This is a genomic window from Paenibacillus elgii NBRC 100335, assembly GCF_004000865.1.
Classification (GTDB): Bacteria; Bacillota; Bacilli; order Paenibacillales; family NBRC-103111; genus Paenibacillus_G; species Paenibacillus_G elgii.
This window is the reverse complement of the sequence record NZ_BIMB01000004.1, coordinates 172,152-189,529: the sequence shown is the minus strand read 5'-3', so window position 1 is coordinate 189,529 and position 17,378 is coordinate 172,152. Positions and strand designations below refer to the sequence as shown.

General features: G+C 36.4%; 11 protein-coding genes. 9 read left to right on the top strand and 2 right to left on the bottom strand.

The window, feature by feature from the left end; translation table 11 throughout:
• The first annotated feature begins 288 nt into the window (after positions 1-288).
• From PEL01S_RS04695 to PEL01S_RS04655, 9 genes are all read left to right on the top strand, one after another.
• Complete coding sequence (locus PEL01S_RS04695; RefSeq protein WP_127459512.1) at positions 289-1,350, top strand: restriction endonuclease-related protein; 1,062 nt, start codon at positions 289-291, stop codon at positions 1,348-1,350.
• Positions 1,347-4,460 carry a pPIWI_RE_Z domain-containing protein gene (locus tag PEL01S_RS04690; RefSeq protein ID WP_127459510.1) on the top strand — a complete coding sequence of 1,038 codons (3,114 nt, stop codon included), beginning with the start codon at positions 1,347-1,349 and terminating at the stop codon, positions 4,458-4,460. The genes PEL01S_RS04695 and PEL01S_RS04690 overlap by 4 nt, the downstream gene beginning before the upstream one ends.
• Entirely contained in the window at positions 4,426-6,906 is a 2,481-nt protein-coding gene (locus PEL01S_RS04685) for a pPIWI_RE module domain-containing protein (protein ID WP_127459508.1), read from the top strand. Before PEL01S_RS04690 ends, PEL01S_RS04685 begins: the two co-directional genes overlap by 35 nt.
• A 746-nt stretch (positions 6,907-7,652) precedes the next feature.
• Complete coding sequence (locus PEL01S_RS04680; RefSeq protein WP_307721994.1) at positions 7,653-8,261, top strand: AAA family ATPase; 609 nt, start codon at positions 7,653-7,655, stop codon at positions 8,259-8,261.
• The gene (locus tag PEL01S_RS04675; RefSeq protein WP_371860677.1) at positions 8,258-8,527 is read left to right on the top strand and encodes an AAA family ATPase; all 270 of its coding nucleotides are present in this window, start codon (positions 8,258-8,260) and stop codon (positions 8,525-8,527) included. Before PEL01S_RS04680 ends, PEL01S_RS04675 begins: the two co-directional genes overlap by 4 nt.
• Positions 8,515-9,513 (top strand): AAA family ATPase, encoded by a 999-nt coding sequence (locus tag PEL01S_RS04670; RefSeq protein ID WP_127459502.1) that lies wholly within the window; start codon positions 8,515-8,517, stop codon positions 9,511-9,513. Before PEL01S_RS04675 ends, PEL01S_RS04670 begins: the two co-directional genes overlap by 13 nt.
• Positions 9,514-9,755: 242 nt before the next feature.
• Positions 9,756-10,232, top strand: coding sequence for a hypothetical protein (locus PEL01S_RS04665; protein ID WP_127459500.1), 477 nt, complete (start codon positions 9,756-9,758; stop codon positions 10,230-10,232).
• Positions 10,233-10,236: 4 nt separating this feature from the next.
• Positions 10,237-10,917, top strand: coding sequence for a hypothetical protein (locus tag PEL01S_RS04660; protein WP_127459498.1), 681 nt, complete (start codon positions 10,237-10,239; stop codon positions 10,915-10,917).
• A gap of 635 nt (positions 10,918-11,552) precedes the next feature.
• Positions 11,553-13,868, top strand: a complete 2,316-nt coding sequence (locus PEL01S_RS04655; RefSeq protein ID WP_127459496.1) for an SMEK domain-containing protein — start codon at positions 11,553-11,555, stop codon at positions 13,866-13,868.
• 2,020 nt (positions 13,869-15,888) lie between these two features.
• On the opposite strand, the gene PEL01S_RS04650 is transcribed toward PEL01S_RS04655, so the two are convergent.
• Positions 15,889-16,704: a sigma-E factor regulatory protein RseB domain-containing protein gene (locus tag PEL01S_RS04650; RefSeq protein WP_127459494.1), complete on the bottom strand. Its 816-nt coding sequence runs from the start codon at positions 16,702-16,704 to the stop codon at positions 15,889-15,891.
• A gap of 21 nt (positions 16,705-16,725) precedes the next feature.
• Positions 16,726-17,253, bottom strand: a complete 528-nt coding sequence (locus PEL01S_RS04645; protein WP_127459492.1) for a hypothetical protein — start codon at positions 17,251-17,253, stop codon at positions 16,726-16,728.
• Positions 17,254-17,378: the final 125 nt, after the last annotated feature.

The following is a 17,378-nucleotide window of genomic DNA, read 5'->3' as shown; positions in this document are numbered from 1 at the left end:
TTAAAGTCGATACAGCTATTCTCCTATATCCTTACAGACCCGAGCGGGAAGACCGGATCAAGAATGCTGATTCTCTGTGTTACAGTGGAGTATGAACTTGAAGAAAATAATCTTTTGAATCAATCAATAGGGATAGAGGAATGTTTGACAACCCTTAAATATCTACATCATGGCGAACTTCAGTGATATTGAAGTTCGTTTTTTATTAGGAACAAACATTCGGTGACAAATTGATGTCAAATAGCCAGGTTACAATTATTGATAAGTACCTTCGAGGAGCGTGTCCCATTGAATAAAATTCAAGATATGCTTTATTACCTTATCACAGGGTTACAAAAATGGCCTAATAACTATACCGAAATCCCTAATGAGCTTCATAGAGGAATGCTAATGTTTATACAAGAAGCAGCAAGGTCAGGAAGTGAGATTCCTGCTGATTTACATCGGCTAATTCAAACTTTGCATAAACCATCGAATGAATGGGGAATCCAGGGGGTAATAGAATACTACCCAGGCGAAGCATCTTTGATTGAGGAATTCGTTGGGATCACTCCGGATGCGGAGGATTTCATAAATACATATATATCCCCTGATGAAGCACAACAGAGGAATATGTTTGCCATTTTGCAATTCTGTAGAGATGAAAGTCGGAAATTGCAGGAAGAGTATACAAAAATCCGTACATTTTTGTCGCAGCCCCAAAATGCTGTATTATCATCATTTCAACTTGCTCAATTCGCTGAATCGTTTCGTGATCGTGAACTAAGTATACTTGTTCGACAATGCTATGAAGAGGTAACTTCACTCCTGGTTAATTATCGTAAATGTCCGCATTGTGGATGGACACTTGAGTATAAACATGACCGATGGCGCTGCAACAAAGAAAATATATGTCATTCACTGGCTGACTTTGAAGTGGTAGACCAGTTCGATTTCAAAAATGAACGTATCTATCGATTACTTCCCGGTATTCAGAGATACGTACTGTTGCCTGGGATCTCTGAAACGAAACTTGCTGATTTCTTAAAACGGAAAGGGTATGGAGTAGAATTATACCCTAACATTGATGAATATGACCTTGCAGTCTCACTTCATAACAACAAGATATTTCTTGATATAAAAGATTTCAAAGACCCAAGAACACTAGCAAATTTCTTTAACCAAAAATCACAAGCATATATAGAGAAGTACGGCCAACGCGTATATGTAGTTATTCCCAAATATCGAAATGATTTATTTCCCTTTTATAGTAAGAGGGCGTCTGCACTTCTAAATGAAGAAGCTAAGAAATTTATTAATATTATTATGGAAAATGAAGTAGAAAAAACGCTAAAGAAGGTGTTCTTTTGAGAAGAACGTTTTGGGATTTAACCGAGGAAATAAGTAAAGAATTTTTCTCATTCGAGTTACCAAAATCTGAAATATCAACAATAATAAGTCTGGAACTATTTATTACGGGCTGCCTTTTGATTGACCCGCTACTTGATATTGATCAAGCTTGGGCGGTTTTGGTCGGTTATGATGAACCGATCTTAAATAACATTGAGCGTATGGATATTGTAGCCCGTCTTAGAATTTTATTTCCTGAGCTAAGGAGTAAGAAGATACTCGCCCGACGAGTTGAAGCCTATCGAACTATTGATAAGAAATATCGGTTGTTTGATATCAATGAAGAGAGAAAGACCAACAAACTGGTTCCACGATTTTTAACCAATAGGCATACCATTTACGAACAAATACTAAATAAACCAATCCCAAGACAAGTCAATGGTATCCCATTTGCCATTCAAGGGAAGTTCGAGTATTCAAGAATTGTAAGAGGAGGAATAGCTCAAAACTTCTCTGGAAGCATTCCGGAAGCATTAATTGAAAATGAAAAACGGTTGCTGCCGTCCTATCGTGAGAAAAAAAAACTTAGTCTAGAGCTACCGTTCAATGGACTTTCTCTGGCAATGGAAATGGATGAAATCGTTGATAAATCTTCGGCATGGGAAAACAGAGCAAGTTCAGTTGTGCTGGAGTCTCTAGATCGGGCTAAAGAGTTTGTTTATAAAGGAAACCAGCACATTGGTGGTGCATTGGGGGCAGGAAAATCAACATTCATGCTCATGGAAACTTATCGACTTGTGAAGCAGGAAGGTGCCCGAATTGGATTTATAGAAGGCAGTGTTTCTCAAGTGATAGAGCGTGTCAAAATTCTCCGTGAGTTAGGTATAAGTGCCGTTCCGATCATAGGTAAGTCATCAAAGAAGTCACATCAAGAAAACTATTTATTTGCAAACTCTAGCGAGATTTTTGAGATTAGTGATTGGTCGAAGGACGAATTTCAAGATTTAAAACACCTATCTGATGTTTGTGTAATTAAGGCCCTATCTGAGGATTACGAACGGAACAGTCATTATCCATGCACTCGGCTAAAGCAAGATAATAAATCAGTGAAGTGCCCGTTGGCGAATCGTTGTGGAGTTTATCACGATCTCTCTCGACTTGCCGAAGCCGATGTATGGGTGGCTACGTCTGCAAGTGTGCTCCAAACAAGAATACCGGCTATGATAGATCCGCTCGAAAGAACAATTTATGAAGCAATGTACGACTTAATGGATATCGTATTCGTAGACGAAGCGGATGAAGTCCAAAAGCAATTTGATGAGACATTCTTATCGGAATATAATGTTTTTGGAAATGTAGAGGATATCTTCGAACGGCTGTTTAACGAATTCAATCAGCTGACTAGTGGACAGTATCAATTTGCTGGTGATCCTGTAGTGAATGAGTGGAAGGATAAGCTCCGTCAATTGGATCACATGATCTGGAGGATATATAACAAATTAGATTATTCTTACACATTGCGTAAAAATATTAGTCGTAATCTTATTAGAGTAGCGGCGCTAGCAGATGCATTAAGTGACAAGCTTTCCAATAACGTAGAAGCACAAAAGAAAATACGGAAATACCTGATGAATTATGCAAGTGAACCATTTCAAGATCCCACCCTATCTAGTATTGTTGATAAGTTAATTGAAACCGAAAATATCGAAGAGAAACAAAAGCTGCTTACAAAAATTACAGAGAAACTGCTAAAAGGAACCATTCAGCCGCGGGTAAAGCGGGAGCTATTTTATGCCCAGTTGGAGTTCTTTATCTATTTATGTCGAGCGGAAGAATGCATTAAATTCATTCTGACTTCCTTCACTATGATTCAAGCAAAGCTTGGGATGTCTGCTGGTTTTTCTCCGTTATTTACGATGCAAAGAGATTACCAACCATTCATGAAAGAAGCCATGACAGGCACAATGATAGGATACAAATATGACTTGAAAGACGGGGATACAACAGGAGCATTTAAATTAGTTGAATACACTGGAGTAGGCAGATTATTGCTACATGACTGGCACCGTATTTATGAGGACTCTGATCAGAAACAAGGGCCGGCAGTTATCTTTTTATCCGGTACAAGCCATGCACCCGATTCAGCACATTATCACTTGACTACAGGATCAAAGTGGGTTCTCAAAGCAGAAAGATTACCCTCGGAAATTAGTATGACTTTCAAACCACTACTTAATGTTCGTCAAGACGGTTTTCTGGAGGTATCAGGGATTCAAGATGAAGAGACTAGAAGCAGCAATCTGTATGAGATGGTCCAGCAGCTTAAATCCGATATTCAATACGAATTGAATCATTGGAAAAGCAAAGGGACCGCAAGAAGAGTCCTCTTGGTAGTTAACTCCTATGACGATGTTGCAATTGTCGGCAGGGTTTTTCATGGTGATCCTGGTTGGGAAGGCCGGTATAAGATTCTATCGAGGGAAAGAAGCCGTGAGACTGATCAATTTCCAAGATCAATGATTGAATCATTCTCTAAAGAAAAGGCTAAAGTGTTGGTTGTTCCGCTCATGTCAGTAGGTAGAGGTTATAACATATTAGATCAACAAGGAGGGGCGCTATTCGGATCGGTCTTTTTCCTAGTACGACCTTATCCTATTCCCAATGACATGAATTACATGGTTCAAATTCTCCACGCTTATTTGCCTAGTTACTTGAAACGAATAGAGGGAAGGAGTATTTATTACGAAAAGGCTGTGTCCAAATTACGTCAAATCAGTAGTGCCAAGTTTGAAATGATGTACAAAAAGCCTGATTTTTGGTCGATTATGAGTGATTCTGAAAGAGAAGTTATGGCGTGGTTTACATTTATTCCGATTTGGCAAATGATCGGACGATTATTGCGCGGCGGCAAGAATGCCAGAGTGTTCTACTGTGACTCAAAATTTGATGCTAAGCCGGCTGGAAAACCAGAAGGAATGTCCATGTTGGATAGCTGGGCTTCAATCATGCAGAAGAACAAAAGGGATCCTCTGTTTGAAAGCTTATATGGTCCTTTTATCAAGGGGATAAATAAAATGATCCGGGAGGAACACGGTAATGAAGAAGATGGAACTGTTTGCGCTGGAAATTGATGAATCATTGTTTTATAACGAAACCATTTATTATATGAAAATGCCGGAAAGTTGGCGGAACTTCTTTAATAAAGAGCGTATAAATGGAGGTTATAAGCTTTCCTATAAAGTAGAACCGTTAGGGAAGAAGCTGAGAAGCATATTCCCCGAGATAATCAGCATTTATTCTGACAATAAAGTGCTGCTTCATAATCAGCCATGGCTTGTTTCAACACAACCTATTCCTGAATCCTATATTGGACAACTGACTCTTGGATGGCTGGCTCATTTAAAAGGATATTCGATTTCTGAATTGCCTCAAGATGTAAGGGATTCGTATCCTGTTTGGGTAACATGTACTTTCGGTGATATCCAAGAGTTCGTAGATAAATATCAGTGGGTTCCCGGTTTGGCTGCAATCAAGTTTTGTCAAGATCCAAAGTTTCTTGATCTAGGAAATGAGTTGCGTACTGAACTAAAATTCTATCATGTTATTTTCAATGGTAAGCATGAATGCATTTCTAATTCGATTCGAAAATCCCATCGCCATGATCCGTTTTCTTATGTGATTCGGCTTGATTTGAAGACTCGAGGAGGGGATGCTGGACGATATTTATTAACGGTATCCCTTGGAACAAGAAGATATCTAAGTAATGAACAAATCAAAGACGGAAAATGTTTTATGAGATCAGGTCATGCCTGTTCAGTACTTGTCTCAGTACAAAATCCATATGAAACCAATACAGACAGATCCTTTTCCCAATTAAAAATTGAGAGGCGTTCTGGAAGCAGTTCCTCCTTTACTGCTTGGGAGACCGCTTTGGACGGGTTGTACTGGGATGTAATAAATGGGGAGTCATTCGATTCTGATTTATTGCTCGTAAATCCAAAGGTCTATCACGAAGGACATGGTGAAGTTACTGCTTATGTCGTAAATAACAATCTTTTTAACGGGAATAGTGTGAAGTCAGGAATTGGCCTTCCTGAAAAAAGTGCCTTGTTTAACTTGGTCAAAAATCTTTTAGTTGGCTACGGTGCAAAGGAGCTTCAGCTTATCCCAGACATTACTCGTCGAGGTATGAATGACAGTCGCTTTCCAGTGGTCGCTCCGAATGAAGGAAGACTAACCATCGAGATTTATAGTTCTGAAAAGATGTTTGAGAAGATCAGGGAAGTGTTGTCTACAGCGCAAAAGTCAATTGATTATGTTGTTGTCCTTGATTCCCTATCTGATTCCCTCTTTAGGCTCAATTGTGATAAAGAGGTTATTGTGGAGCTTGTTCATTGTGATCCTGAAGGCATTGTAACTGAACTAGAGATAGATAAATACAAGGAGAAATCACTTGCCCAGAGCAAACGTATCAATCAGATTGCCAAACAGTTATCCAAAGCAGAACGGCAGGACAATCTGGTCCTAGCACTCGTAGAAATCGATGAAAAGGATAAATGGAGAGAAGGCACCGATCCCAAGAAGGCCATCAGGGAAGGGATGAAAAAAACGGGACGTCTCACCCAATTCATCTATCCTTTAACAGATGATGAGACGGGGAATGTGTCCCGAATTATTAATGCTGTAATGGACCTCTTCAATGATTATGGTCTGTTCAGTGATAATGTCAATAAAATCAATGTTCCTGGAACGTTGTTATCTGTCACTGTCTTGAAAGCAGGTAATAAATTTTTACCTGCTATTTCAAGATTAGCAGGCACAGAACTAAGTGTAAAGATATTAGGTATCGATTCTTGGATGTCCTTACAAGAAGCGGCACTGAAAATGGATGACGCCAAATTTCTCGATAATCCACGTAAGGAAAATAGAAGCCGTGAAGTGTTTGAAGCGTTTATCATCAAAGAGATACAAGATGAATTAGATCGAAGTGAGGGACAGCTTATTGTATTAGTGAACGCTACATTAAGGAACAATTGGATGCGGTCGATTGGCAATACCAAAATACAATGGGATCGAACTCCTATTCTCAATGAGCGCCTGTCCAATGAATCCCGATTAAAGTTTATTCGTATAAATGCAACGGACGATGTCCCTCAGTATCGGATCATTATTAACGATGCATGGAATGAAGTTAATAAAGCATCAGGAATTTTTAGAGATCCTATCGGTGTTTATTATGGTGTAGGCGGGAGACCTAGTGCTTGGAAAGGGATCTCAAACGATGCAACAAAGTTTTCATCACCGTCGAAACAATTGCTTCAGCAAAGGGCTGTGGAATACATTCCATTAGGAGCAAAGGACGATGACGAATTGGATGAACTGGCGGTTCTAGTGGATCATTTAAGACGTCTAGGCTTGACATATGATAAACACACCATTCTTCCTTACACGATGCGTGTCCTGAACTCATTATCGAAATACATAAGCGGTAATGAAGATGATTATGAATACGACGCTGAGTTTGACGAAGAAGTGGAAGTTGACTCAGAGGAAGATTTGATAGAGGTGAAAATGTGACCGTCTTTAATAAAAGGCTTTAAAGACGGCGACGAGTTTGTCGGTTTTTGCTTGATAAAAGGAATTGAAGCGAAGCAAACAAATAGTTCGGTGCCGAAAGATTATTTGGACCTCGTGCTTGTCGATTCCAGTGGAAATATTTCAGCAAAGTATTGGGATGCAAGCAAAATGTGTAATGTCACGGTACAGTGTATGGTTCAAGTATATCGTGAAAATTACAAGTTAAAGTGATCCGAATTATAAAAACAGCGGAGCAGGACGGGGTGTCCATTACAGTATTTATCTGTTCTGCACCTATAGGAGCAGAGGAATTCACTCAATCAATAGCCTAACACATAACGATATTCTATCGATTTTTACTCTTTGTTTTGAGAAAATTAAAGACACATTGGAAGAGTAATTATTAAAGAACCTACGTTGAGTCGTAATAAGTGGCTTTTCGCAGTTTCGCATGGGTATTTTAGATTTTTAAAACTTGGACAAGGGAATCGCTTTCTGTGAGATGAGCGGGTTGTGGCTCCAAACTGAACGCGGTTCTTTTTTGATTTAAATCTCGACTCTTTTAAGCTTCAGACCATCAATGATTAAATAAATCAATAAGCCATCAAGTTGATTTAATAGTCGATTTCGTGAAATATGTACACGATCTAGTTAGTATCATATAGAGGAAAATTATTCCTGATGTCGAATTATGTTATTTTAACGCAGAATTAATTTATTTAAGAATAATTGGTCAATTATAGAAGATAGGGGGTAGGGAGTTTGATAAAAAAATTAGTCTTAAAAATATTGCTACATACAATCAAATCGGAATTACTATGGAAAGTTTAAAGAAAATTAATTTTGTTTATGGAAATAACGGTTCCGGAAAGACTACTTTGTCGGAATACCTTCGGAATTCAGAAATGTCCCCCACTTGTTTGTTGGAGTGGCATGGTAGAGAATTCAAAACTTGTGTTTACAATCGGAATTTTGTAAATGAAAATTTCCGAATGGGCAATTCGATTAAAGGTATATTTACGTTAGGTAAAGAGTCAGTGGAACTCCAAGCTGAAATTCATGAGCTTAAAGACAAAATTAGACAACACGACGAAGCAATATTTAAATTATCAGGGAGCATCTCTGACAAGATAACAGATCGAGATAGAATTATTGAAATTTTTAAAGATTCTTGTTGGGAAATAAAGAAAAAAATTGATCTAGATTTTAAAGAGTCAATTGAAGGATTTAGAAATTCGCGAGATAAGTTTATGGCTAAATTTTTGGAGGAAGTCAGTAATAATTCAAGAGAACTGCGCCCACTTGAAGAATTACGAAAACTGAAGGGAAGTCTTTATGAACTAAAGGAGAAATAGTAAATAATTTAAACGAGATATTGTTTGAATCCCAACTGGAAGAAGAACCTATGTTTCAAAAAAGAATTATTGGAAAAGACGATGTCGATATTGCTAGCCTCATAACTAAATTGCAAATAAGTGATTGGGTTAAACAAGGTCATATTATTTCAAAGGAGACGGAGGGCATTTGTCCTTTTTGCCAACAATCACTTCCCAATTTTTTTGAGGAGAAATTAAATTCATATTTTGATCAAACCTATATGATAGGGGGATGCTTGGGTTAGAGAAGAGCTCTCTACAAAAGAAACAATTTAAAGGCCAGTTTGAACAATTGTTATTTCAAAAACAACAACAAGTTACAAGTGTCGAGTACTCTGTAACGGAAATTAATAAGATATTACATTCGTTTGGCTTTAAATCATTTCAGTTGGCTTCTGCAGAAGAGAATGGGAACTATAAAATTATCTGGGAAAATGGAGAAGATGCTAATGATACCCTTAGCGAGGGTGAAAAAACATTTATTACATTCCTCTATTTTTATCAATTATTGAAGGGTAGCAATGAAATTAATGATATACAGGCTGATAAAGTCGTTGTCATTGATGACCCTATTTCAAGTTTAGATAGCAGTGTACTTTTTATGGTCAGTAGTTTAGTAAGGAAGCTAATGTTCGAGCTCAAAGAGAATAGTTCTGAAATAAAACAGCTTTTTATTCTAACGCATAATATTTATTTTCATAAAGAAGTTACATTTTATCAGGGCAATAAAAGTTTTGGTGATGCTACATATTGGATATTAAGAAAGGTAAATGAAACATCATCGATTGAACCATTCACTAAGAATCCTATTAGAACATCATATGAATTACTTTGGAAAGAACTAAGGAACTCCAATAATCATAATTTTGTATCTATTCAAAATATAATGAGACGAATTCTTGAAAATTATTTCAAATTTTTTGGTGATACAGACATTGATGATCTTGAGAGTGAATTTGAGAACGAAGAAAAAATGATATGCCGATCTTTGCTTTCTTGGATTAATGATGGGTCTCATTCAATAAGCGAAGATTTATATGTTGAGAGTAATTTAGATTTAGTTGCTAGGTATTTGGGTGTCTTTAAGAGTATATTCGAGAAAAAGAATCATATTGCTCATTATAAAATGATGATGAAGGATTTTGAAATTGTTAATCAAGATACATTGACTGCCCATGTGGCAGAAGAAATATCTGCTGGATTAAGAGAAGTTGCTGGTGGTACAGAGTAGCCCACGATACTAGAAATAACAAAGCTCGAATATGACAAGGCTTGCGCGGCTTAAATAAAATGCGACTGTTAGCGAGAAGATCAGAAATTAAAGCGATGATGTAAAATTGATGTAAACAAGAAACGCATACATAAGGAATCAGCTGTCCCTTGACAGTAACCTGGAATGGGGCAAGTTTGAGCTAACACATATTGGATGAAAAAGCGTAGCAGTATAGTTCGATTATTAGGGGGAGGAAAGCAGTGACTAAAACGTACAGCTCCGAAATATGGACTGAGTTACTTGAATATATCTATTTGAAGTTAACGAATTTGGAATTGAGCAACAACACTGTTAATAGATTAAAAGCTATTACAAATACTTATGTTGTCGAAGATATAGATAAAGATAACAAGAAAGATAAGAAAGGTCAAAAAGATCAAAAGGACCTTGGAACTACGTCTCTCAGGGAAAGAACTCCAAGAGAAAAGTTTGAACTCGCTTTATTTTTTTTAAGGTCAAGATTATTAGAAGCGCCATCAGTAGCTAAAGAAATATCAGCAAACCTCCAAATTAGTCCACAAAATATAAAATTTATTTCAGATATTACTTCAACTGAACCAGATTTATCTGATATTAATTTTAGTCTAGATAAAATTAATATTAGAGCAGAAGAATTGCAAAGTTTAATTTTTGAGTTTGATAAGTTGTATAACTCGTTATCTACGTTGACGGAGTGATAAGATGACAACACTAACTGATCTTAAGAATTCAATAGATAATATTTTTAGTATAAGCTCTACCAGGAAAATACTGCAATTAAATTCAAATACTCGTGAGCGAGCATTTGAGGCATATGTGTTTTCGTTATGTGCTTTGGCCGTGAGAAAAGCTGGAGGAAAGGCTACACTTAAAGGGATAAATACGGGTTTAAACCCTACAGTTGTTGTTTTTAGAGGTTCCCCGGGACAAATGTGGTCGGATGCTCAAGATTTCTGCTTCCTTACCTGTGAATTAAATAACAAAAAATTTGAGGTGCATGTTGATGTAACATATGAGGGACAAACAGGGGCAAACCATGAAATAGATGTTTCAATATGTGCTGAACAACATGCGAATCAAGTAAGGAAAAATAGAAGGGCTCCAAAGACTAATAAACCATTGATTGCAGCAATGGAGTGTAAATTTTATGATTCAACACCTGGTGTATCTTTGGTAAGGACTTTTATTGGAATGTTACGCGATTGTCCATCAAATCAATTTAATGGATTTATTGCGAATAAGTCTACAGGTGGCATTGAAAAGTTTTTAAGCAAAGGTTGGGCAAAATCATTTACAGACTTATCTCCACTAGATAAAGCAGCCGAGGATAGATTTATTAATAATCTCGAGCAAGCATTGAGACAGTGGTCACATACTCCGTAACTGAGTCCATGACAGGGGTAGTTTGAAATAGACCCCATTAGCGAAAAGTCCGTTAGATTAAGGTTTTTGCGGGTTGTAAGATTTCGCAAGAGATACAAGCTCCTGCAGTCAGCTACCGAAAGCAAACGAAGGAGGATCTGTATGTTTGAATCCTTCTACGGTCTAAGTCTGAGTCGTCGTTCCCCTTTTTCGCGGGACATTCCTACTGGCACATTCTGGCGGGGCAAAGCGAACTATGGGAAGGACTGAGCCTGCAAGCCTACACGGTCCTCCGTCAGCGTATCGATTTCCAATGTAAACTGTCCCATTATGATCAGGCTAAAGCTGGAGCTTATGTGGATCGCCACATGGCTTATGCCGGTGATTAACACGCAATTTTCACGGACGAGGAGATTGATGAGATTTACCGATATTCCAGTAAATCCGCTCGATTAAATAAATAGGCCTGTACACACTGCCTGCTGTACGGGGCTAGAATAAGCACCGAATCAATGATGATCAAATGTTCAGTCGTCTTATGGGAATTGTCTAGGTTCCCCTTTTTGCCCTGCTGGATAACGGACTGGTTAGTTACTATAAATTGTAAGAAGTAAAAAATATAGTGCCGAGGTAGCAATTGAGAAAGGAAGAGACTAGTGAATAGGACGAATTATTTTAATTATATTGAGGAAAAATTACTGTCTTTGTCTACTAGGATAAAGGTACGCGGAAAACTTAATATATTAGATCTGAATATACATTCCGAAATGTTTTTTTCTCAGTTTCTTAATCTTCTTTTTGATTACAGCTTGGTCAATTTGAATACGTTTAAGCAGAATGTTGAGGGTATAGACTTAGTTGACACGGAAAAAAAGATCATTGCTCAAGTATCATCGACATGTAGTAAACAAAAAATCGAAAAATCACTAAATAAAGGAATATTAACAAACTACCAAGGTTACCGCTTTATATTTGTATCTATAGCAGAAGATGCGACAAAATTAAGAAATAAAAGCTTTGAAAACCCAAATGGGGTATTTTTTTCTCCTGCTGAAGATATCATAGATATTGTAAAGATAATGGACATAGTACTAAATATGTCGATTTATGATCAGGAAAGGATATACAAGTTTATCAAGGAAGAACTAGGTACAGAAATAGAAGATGTTAAATTCGAGACACCACAAAATTCTTATGCAAGTGTATTTGCTGAAAATATGAAAGATACTTATGTTAAGTCAACTATATTTAATACTGGATTAGATGCACTAAAAAATTCGAACATAGTAATTTTGGAGGGACAATCTGGTATTGGAAAAACGTCTACAGCAATTATGATAGCCAATACTCTGGCTAGGGAATATAACGTACGTAAATTAACGAGCATAGATGGTTCAGATAAGCTGGAATCAAAAAGTATTGTAGAATTACTTGAGAGTCTAAAAAAATCTATCAAAGAACAAGAAATCATTATATTTGACGATTTTTTGGGTAAAACGAAGCTAAATGATTCTGAAGATTATTTGGTACAAATTGAAGAGTTATTAAAGTTTATAAAGCAATGTAAAACTAAAAAAATAGTTTTTACCACACGAACAACAATATTTGAAAATTCTAAAAAACTAAATGAAAGCCTCGCCCAATTTTTTAAATATGATACTAAAGTGTTGCCTGTTGCAGAGGGATATGTTGTGGATGATCGTATTAATATTTTTGGTAAATACATATTAAAAAATGTTATTAGGGATAAAATTGGAGATTTATTGAATGATAAAAAAACACTTAATGCAATTATCAAACATTTAAACTTTAGTCCATTGATAATTGAAAGAGCTACTTCCGATTGCAGATCGAAAGAGTCGAACCAATTTGGAGAAACTATTTTAACTCATTTGGATAATCCAACTTGTATATGGGAAAAAGAAGTTAGTGCGTTGGATAATAATGCTTTAAATTATTTATTTGTTCTTTATTCACTTTCAGATACTTTTGTTGAACAAAAAATCGTTGATGAATGCTTTGAAAATTTTAACAAAAGAATGGAGATTAAGAAAATTGAAGATTTTAATGACACAAGGGAGCGTCTAAAAGCACTAATTTCTTTTGATAATGCAAATAATATTTCATTTAGACACCCTTCTATAATTGATTATTTATCTAAAAAAATATATCCGGTCAAAGAGAATCTTATCTTAGCAGCTGTATATTTTGAACAAATTGAAAGGCTAGATGAAAGTAAAGAGAAAATTAATCAGCTATTAATAAATCCTCAAGAATTCTTCAAGCTTAAAGTTTTGCCGTTTAAATTTATAGATCAGGGAATTCTACTTCAAAATACAATATGTATACCATATTTAAAGTGCATACTTGAATGTGGTTTTCAGAATAATGCATATGTAAGTATTATTGCTGGGGTTTTAGAAAAAATATTTCAAAATAATTACTTATTATTAATGTGGGATTCAGATGTAATTATCGATATACTAAATTTGAAATGTTATAATTTGAGTATGATATTGAATAATAAAGAATATATGGAATTGCTTTATCGAGCTTCGAATTCAGGGAATATATGGAAACTTATTCGGGTTACAGAGGAAAAAAATGAAGAAGGTTATGACTTTAAAAAGATGGAAAAAAATGTTCAAAATGAAATATTGAATAAATTGGCTGATATTGCACATATTTCAACCGAAGAGCAGATTATGTCTCTTTTTGAGTCATATATGTTAGGGTGTATTGAAGATTATCCTGAGGATGAGGATTTTGAGTTTATAGCGCAGGAGATTATCGAAAATATTTTAGAGGATATTGACAAATCGCAGTTAGAGCAAGAAATGATTGATGCAGCAGAAAAAAATGGACTATATAATGTGGATTTTAATAAAATAGAATACGACTATTATAATTATGAGAGTTTAGTAGAAGGTTATGCAGTAAATGTTATAGAGGAATACTTTCTCTATAGATAGAGGAACAAGATTTGACTCCTACTTCAAGTGTAAAGATTAATGTCCAGAGTAATTATATAATTGAAGAATATTTTGAATCTGCTGTGTATAGTGATGAGGCATACTTTGTGGAACTAAGGAACATTGTTTAATGCAGATATTGTTAAAAATTCTAACATATATTTCCCATTTCACCCGTTAGAAGGGTGATTTTTATACTTGAATTTGAAATGAATTTTGAAATAATTTGAGCGATTCGGCTTTCCGCGGCGCATTGAAAATGAAACACCTTCATTTTCATGAAATCGCTCAAACTCTTACCACATAAGGCTTTACATCTTGATTTCCCTTATAGCTCACTTTCTGACAAATCCCTAAAATCTCGGAACCTACGCCCCGTTGGCAGGGTTCCTTTTTCATCTTTATGTTCCTGAGCGATTAAGTGCACACGGATCAAAAAGCAAAATGCTTCTCCACTATTCACAGCTTTATCCTTTAACGTACAGTAAATACTCTTCCTCCACTGGAGGTAATGGGATAAAGGATTGTTGATGTAAAATTGATGTAAAACATCAACCGAAACGCACGGCAACCAGCCTTTTAGAAAGGATGCCCATTGGAATAAAGCCAGTCAAATCAAGGTTCCAGTGGATTGGAACAGATTATATCCCATGATAATATGTTTCCGCATACGGTGCATGTGGAAAATGTCGCGTTAATCGTACGAAGTGTGTTGTAAAAAAGCATTTTAGTCTGCCCATTACCAAATAAGTCTGCCGCTGAGTAAAATAAGTTTACCGCTGAGCCGACCGGAATCAGGCATTTACCCTGATATTCGCTCGGCTTATTTCCTTTCCCAAGCGATCTCCCTAGTTGATAATTCTTCGATCATCCGCCGCGGCAACTCTAAACCTTGATTTCGCCTCGTATGTCTCGTCCCAATGATGACAAATCCAAGCCTATCCCAATCAGAAACTCTTGCCACGCCTACGTTTTTCCTCATTGAAGCCTTCCCAATTGCTTTCTCAGGCATTTCCCAATCCAAACTCCACTCACTCTTCTCAAGCTGTCCGAACGCTCTTACCAATCGTTTTAATTCAACGAATTACCCTCCGAACCCTGATCTTCCCCAGTCTTTTCCCTTGGTCTCAGCATAAAATATATTTTTCATTTTTTGGTTTTTTCTTGATTTTTCAGGCTTTTACCCTGTAGATCTCCGGTTTCAGCGGCAAACTTATTTTGCTTCTACAGATTTGGGAATGGGAGTGGCAAACTTATTTGAATGGGGACAGGTCATTTAATGAAATCCATAATCTAGAATGTTTGTTTTAATTCATGGATAAATTGTCTTTACTTGCCGCGCACACTTTTTTATCAAATTTAGAGTGACGTCGATGCATCCATACTAAGTGTATATTCTGTGTAACACTACCATAAAGCACATTTTTTCTTCTGTTGAATATTGCCTACTCATTTTGATTTTTCTTATTCCATCTATTTATAAAAGGCTCATATTATTCGTATAGTTCAAAGATCACCGTATAACAGAGGGTCAGAGCTGCGATTCCAAAATGCGAAATCACAATACCTGTTAAATAATAATCCAGAATATAGATGAATAAATAAGCTAAGAGATAGTTGTTTACCCTATTGATATATATTTGTAAACCTCTCGTCCTTTAAATACACTTTCTTTAATTACTTCAAAGATAAAGCCAGTAACTAAATTAAAAGGACTAAAAATAACTGTGGCAATTGAAAAAAGAAATCCGGCACTATGTGTTATAATTTGTGTTCCCGACAAGGGGATTTTAGATAAAGCCATGATTAGTAAGAAATTTAAACCACAAATAACCCAATTGAGCCTATTAAAAGAATACGTAGAAGCACTTTTCACTTTTTCTAGGGCATCGGAAAAAAATGTGTTTTTTGAAGGTAGTTCGAGCTAAATGTCTAACTTTTGTAATGTGAATCTGGTAGTTGTACCATATTTGTACACAAAAAAGCGCACAACCTTTAAAGTCGTGCGCTCTATTTCAATTTACTTCGCGCTTTCTTTAATGTTCGTAAATCCTTTTGTATCATCCGTCCGGTACTTATGTGTTAGGCTTTTATTAAATTCAATATTTAAAACTTCAATTCGACTTGTTTCATTTTGTTGCGCATCGAACGTCAGTAATTTAAGCAGAACCCCTGTTTCAGTATCTACCCAGAGTTTGAATTTGCTTCCAAATTTCTCGGATAGCGTTGACGTCAATTTACCTTCAATGATTGTCGCATTTCGATTCAATAAAGTTTCATTTCCGACAATACTATAGTTTTTTTCGTCATCTTTAAGCCAAAATGCAATTTGTTGGGGAAAGGTAACAAGCTGAGCGTCTTGTGCCGTAGCCGGATCGCTTCGATGTACCATATGCTTTTCATTCTTGCTGTCTTTAAATTCACGTACTGCCACTTTTTCATCACTGATTTTGGACTTGTCGTCTTTTGTGTAGGTTTTGTGTTTCACATCGAACTCAGTTAGGGTATTCTTATCCGAAATAGATTCTTTTTTGATACCCGCCTTGTCTTTGACCAAAATACGACTGTATGGGTTAGAACCTTGTTCTACTTCGAAATCAACGGTAATGTTCCTGTTTTTGGTGATGTTTCGGTATGTCCCTTGAACGGTTTGATAATTATCGATGGCATTAAGCATTTTTTCTTTAATCTCAGTTGCTGGTTTAATTATGGTTATTTGTTCCTGAACATGTCCTGCAGTGTCATTAGCTTTAGTAGTAGAAGTGAAATAGAACCCTGCACCTGAAGCAATAGAAATACTAGCAATAACAAGCGCTACTGAGCGGAACTTTTTCATAAGGAAATCAGTCCTCCATTATCAAGGTTTCCATGATTTATTGTTTAAAACTACGTCATCCGCACCCATGCCGCCATAAAAAGAGGATCTCTCCAGGATGAACAAGGAGTTAACTCCCCCTGTATAGGTAGAAGAAAAAGAAGTCCATCCACTTTCAGCATATTCCTGATCAAGCGTTAAATTTAGACCGCCGACTTTATACTTTACAACATCTACAAATTTCTTATTATTGAGATATACATCAGGACTCAAGGTAAGATCACGTGCGTTTAGGTTCATGCTCCATCCATAAACCGATTTTGTATCCCCTGCAGGAGTATCAGTAGTATTGAGCTGGGCTGTATATGGAACACTGGCCTTCTGACTAAATCCGGGTATGGTGGTCCAATATTCGCTTTCTTGTGCTTTTGCCAAACACTCAGAATCATTTTGTCCATCACCGCACCAGTACATGGAGTCTCCGGGACCAGAGGCAATCGCTGGTACAGAAAAGACAGATAGTATGGCCAACGTGGTAACACCGGCTGACAGTACTTTTTTGAGATTCATTTGAATTTACCTCCCAAAATTATACACATTTTAAAAATAATAATAAAGGGTATTGATTCCTAATATTTAGTTTTTATACATATTCAAATTTTTTTGTATGGACATGCCTCCCTAAATAAAATATG